Source organism: Streptomyces sp. P17 (genome assembly GCF_032436805.1).
Classification (GTDB): domain Bacteria; phylum Actinomycetota; class Actinomycetes; order Streptomycetales; family Streptomycetaceae; genus Streptomyces.
In genome coordinates this window covers 1-924 of the sequence record NZ_JAVRBF010000201.1, presented here as the reverse complement: position 1 = coordinate 924, position 924 = coordinate 1, and the positions used below count along the sequence as shown (strand labels likewise).

Annotated in this window: 2 protein-coding genes; one reads left to right on the top strand and one right to left on the bottom strand. The window is 64.8% G+C overall.

All coding sequences use genetic code 11. The features are described from left to right. Positions 1-662, top strand: a 662-nt coding sequence (locus RMT89_RS40360) for a plasmid recombination protein (protein WP_315888725.1), incomplete at its 5' end; no start/stop codon positions are given. Between the two features lie 26 nt (positions 663-688). Here RMT89_RS40360 and RMT89_RS40355 read toward each other — a convergent pair. Further along, the coding region (locus tag RMT89_RS40355) for an MliC family protein (protein ID WP_315888724.1) at positions 689-924 on the bottom strand (236 nt) is incomplete at its 5' end.

The following is a 924-nucleotide window of genomic DNA, read 5'->3' as shown; positions in this document are numbered from 1 at the left end:
CCAAATACGGCGCGGATCGCATCGTGACGGCCAGCATCCACCGCGACGAGGCCACCCCGCACCTGTCGGCCTTCGTCGTGCCGCTGACGCAGGACGGGCGGCTGTCGGCCAAGGAGTTCATCGGTGGCCGCGACAAGATGCGGGCCGACCAGACCAGCTTTGCCGAGGTGGTGAGGGATCTCGGGCTGGAACGCGGCATCGAGGGCAGCCGGGCCACCCATCAGCGCGTCCAGAGCTACTACGGCGCCATCGAGCGCCAGCCCGGGCACGCCACCATCACGCCGCAGGCCATCGAGCCGCGGGTGCTGCGTAAGGGGATTTTCTCAAAGGACGTGGAGACGCCGGAGGCCGTGGCCGCCCGCGTGACCGCTGCCGTCAGGGAAGGGTATGGCCCGACCGTCGCAGCGGCCGCAGGAGCGCGTCAGGAGCGCGAGAAGGCCCGGCAGGCACAGGAGACAGCCCGGAGCCTGCGTGACCGCCTGAAGCCCGTTCTGGACGCTCTGGGGCCGCTTAATCGCGATATGCAGGCCAAGGCGGCCCAGATCATCAAGGCCGTGGGCGAGAAGCTGCTCGCCGAACAGCGCGAGGCGACACGCCAGCGGCAGGCCCAACGGCTTCGCAGTCGCGGCCGGGATCGCGACGACGGCGGGCTGTCTCGTTGACCCTACAGGTGGCTAACGGAAGGTGTTTATGGCTTGCAGTTACTGAGAACGACTTGCTTTTTTCCGCCATCGTGGGTTGAAAGGTTCATGTCGTTGTTCTTCCCCCAGAGTTCGTAGGAGTGGTTTTTGCTGGTAGAGATGTAGCGTACTCCTGATGCACTCTTGGCGCGTTTCAGCGGGACAAGCTCATCCATTTGCAGCATCACGGCATAGTCTCCGACGTACACGACATCCAACGTCTTTCCGCCTTCGCAAGCGTACT